This is a genomic window from Dokdonella sp., from assembly GCF_036518555.1.
Taxonomy (GTDB): Bacteria; Pseudomonadota; Gammaproteobacteria; order Xanthomonadales; family Rhodanobacteraceae; genus Dokdonella_A.
Genome location: NZ_DATDMY010000281.1, coordinates 1 through 3,203 on the forward strand (window position 1 = coordinate 1; position 3,203 = coordinate 3,203).

The following is a 3,203-nucleotide window of genomic DNA, read 5'->3' on the forward strand; positions in this document are numbered from 1 at the left end:
CGCAATGCCTCGATGAGGGCCGCGTTGTTGCCGTTCGCGAGCAAGGCCGGGTGCATCGCCGCGTGCTGCAGCACGAGGCCCTGCAGCACGAATTCGACGTCGACGTGGCCGCCGCGGCCTTGCTTGAGGTCGAATTGCGTGCTGCTCGAACGATCGCGCTCCGCGCGCCAGCGCGCGCGCATCGACACGACGTCCTCGCGCAGTTTCGTCGCGTCGCGCGGCTGCGCGAGCAGGTCCGCGCGCAGCTCCGCGTAGCGTCGCGCGAGCCCGGCATCGCCCGCGACCGCGCGCGCGCGCACGAGCGCCTGCAGTTCCCACGTCCAGGCGCGCTCGCGCTGGTAGCCCGCGTAGCCGTCGAGGCTCTGCACGAGCATGCCCTTGCTGCCGTCGGGGCGCAGGCGCACGTCGACTTCGTAGAGCCGCCCCGCGCGCGTGAGCGCGCCGAGCAGGTGCACGATGCGCTGTGCGAAGCGCGCGTAGTAGCGCGTGCCGTCGAGCGGCTTGGCGCCGTCGGATTCGCGCTGCGCGCGCGCGCCGTCGTAGAGGAAGACGAGATCGAGGTCCGATCCGAAACCGAGTTCGCGGCCGCCGAAGCTGCCGTAGGCGACGACGATGAGGCCGCTGCCGTCGCCGGCGGCGCCGCCGATGCGTCCGTGCGCGGCCTGCATGTCGCGTTCGGCGACGCGCAGTACCGCACCGACCACGGCTTCGGCGACATCCGCGAGCGCGGTCGCCGCGCTGCGCGCATCGAGGCGCCCGCCGAGGAACGCGAGGCCGATGCGGAACAGTGCGGACTGGCGCTGCTCCTGGATCGCCTCGATTTCCGCTTCGGGGTCCGCCTCGGCGATCATGCCGAGCCGGCGCGCGAGTTCGTCGCGGATCACCGTCGCGTCGGGCGCATCGCCGTCGATGCGATCGTCGAACAGGTCGTCGAGCAGCAGCGGGTGCGCGATCACGCGCTCGGCAAGGAAGGCGCTCGCGGCGAACACCGCGCTGAGGCGGCGCAACGCGGCCGGCTGCTCCTCGAGCAGCGCAAGGTAGACCGAGCGGCGCAAGGTCGCCTGCACGAGCCGGAGCAGGCGAACGAGGCAGCGCGACGGCTGTTCCTGAGCGGACGCGGCGGCGAACAGCGCCGGCATCACCGCATCGAGGCGTTCACGCGCGCGCGCCGACATCGTGCGCAGCGCAGCGCCGCCGAGCAGCGCTTCGAGTTCGGTCGCGACATCGGCGGGCGGATCGAAGCCGGCCGCGGCGATCGCCGCCGCATCGACGCCGTCGGCGAGCAGGCCGCGCCAGAACTCCGGCCAGCGCGCCTGCGCCTGTTGCGCATCGTTGCGCGCGTCGACGGCCATCAGCGCGGCGAACTCTTCGGCGACGGCGGCCCGGTGCATGCGCAGCTCCGCCTCCAGCGCGCTCCAGCCGCTGCGGCCGAGCGCGAGCGCGAGCCGCTCGCGCACGTCGGCTTCGGCGGGGATTTCGTGCGTCTGCTGGTCGGCGAACATCTGCACGCGGTTCTCGAGCCGGCGCAGGAACAGATAGGCCTCGCGCAGTCGCTGCGCGCGCGCGGACGGCACGAAACCGAGCTGCTCGCACGCGGCCAGCGCGGGCAGCAGTCCGCGCGCGCGCAGGGTCGGCTCGCGCCCGCCGCGGATCAGCTGCACGAGCTGGACGATGAATTCGATCTCGCGGATGCCGCCAGGGCCGAGCTTGATGTGATCGGCGAGATCCTTGCGCGCGACCTCGGCGTCGATGAGCGCCTTCATCTCGCGCAGCCCGGCGAACGCCGTGTAGTCGAGGTAGCGGCGATAGACGAACGGGCGCAGCGACTCGAGCAGGCGCGCGCCGCCGGCGCGATCGCCTGCGACGGGACGCGCCTTGATCCACGCATAGCGCTCCCAATCGCGTCCCTCGCGCTGGAAGTACTGTTCCATCGCCGTGAACGACAGCGCGAGTCGGCCGGCACTGCCGAACGGCCGCAAGCGCAGGTCGACGCGGAAGACGTAGCCGTCGACGCTGTGGTCGGCGAGCAGGGCGACGAGCGCCTGGCCGATGCGCGTGTAGTACGCGGTCGCGTCGAGCGCGCGCGCGCCGTCGCTCTCGCCGTGTTCGGCGAACGCGAACACGAGGTCGATGTCGGACGAGAAGTTGAGCTCGCCGCCGCCGAGCTTGCCGAGGCCGAGCACGACCATGCGCTGCACCCGCGCGTCGGCGTCGCGGATGACGCCGTGGCGGGCGGCGACCTGGCGCTCGGCGCCACGCAGCGCGGCCTCGAGGCAGCTCTCGGCGAGCACGGACGCACCCGCGAGCGTCGTCTCGACCGCGTCGGCGCCGGTGACGTCGCGCCAGATCAGGCGCAACGCTTCGCGCACGCGGAAGCGGCGCAGCATCGCTCGCAGCTCGCCGGCGTCGTGCACGTCGTTGAACGCGCCTGCACGCGCGTCGGCATGGCGCGGATCGCTCATCAGCTGGAGGAAGTCCGGCCCGAGCAGTTGCGGGTCGCGCAGCAAGGTCTGGTAGGCGAAATCGCTCGCGAGCAGCACGCTCGACAGGTGGTCGTCGACGCCGGCGTCGTCGTGGAAGGGGACGCTCGCCTCGCGGCACGCCGCCTCCAGCCGCGACAGGCGTTCGTTGAGGAAGGCCGCGATCGGACGCGGCCAGCGGGTCGGCTCGAGCATGCCCGCATTGTGGCAGCAGCCTCGCGCGCACGGCCAGCCTGACCCGCGAGGCTTTCCGGGCGACTAACGCGCGGTTAATCCCGTCGGGCGCGGCGCATGGCATTGTCTCGCCCCTGATGAATACTTCCCCTGCTGCCGCCGTTCGCGGGCGCCTCGTCGTCGAACGCGAAGGCGCCGCCCTGGCCGGGTGCGCGCTGCTGCTCCTGCTGCTCGTCGCACACCTGGATCCCGGCATCGACCTGGCCGGCGCCGCGGCACCGCTGCCCGTGCTGCGCCTGCTGCTGCTCAATGCGGTGCCCGCACTCGCCGCGTTCGCGCTGCTGCTCGCGATCTCGCGTCGCCTGCTGCTGTCGACCTGGCTCACCCTGCTCGCGCTCGTCGCGCTGTACGCCGCCAACGCGGCGAAGCTCGGCGCGTTGCAAATGCCGCTGTTGCCCGCCGACCTGCGCTTCCTCGCCGAACCGGGCCCCGCCGCACGCCTGTTCGCGCACTACGTGAACGTCGATGCGTCGCACGCGCTGCTCGGTG

Annotated in this window: 1 protein-coding gene and 1 pseudogene; one reads left to right on the forward strand and one right to left on the reverse strand. The window is 72.6% G+C overall.

Going from position 1 to position 3,203, the window contains the following annotated elements; all coding sequences use genetic code 11:
- Positions 1 to 2,675, reverse strand: a 2,675-nt coding sequence (gene glnE, locus VI238_RS15295) for a bifunctional [glutamate--ammonia ligase]-adenylyl-L-tyrosine phosphorylase/[glutamate--ammonia-ligase] adenylyltransferase (RefSeq protein ID WP_331652893.1), incomplete at its 3' end; no start/stop codon positions are given.
- A 116-nt stretch (positions 2,676 to 2,791) separates the two neighbouring features.
- Between glnE and VI238_RS15300 the strand changes: the two are divergent.
- Positions 2,792 to 3,203, forward strand: a pseudogene (locus tag VI238_RS15300) (hypothetical protein); the annotation flags it as partial.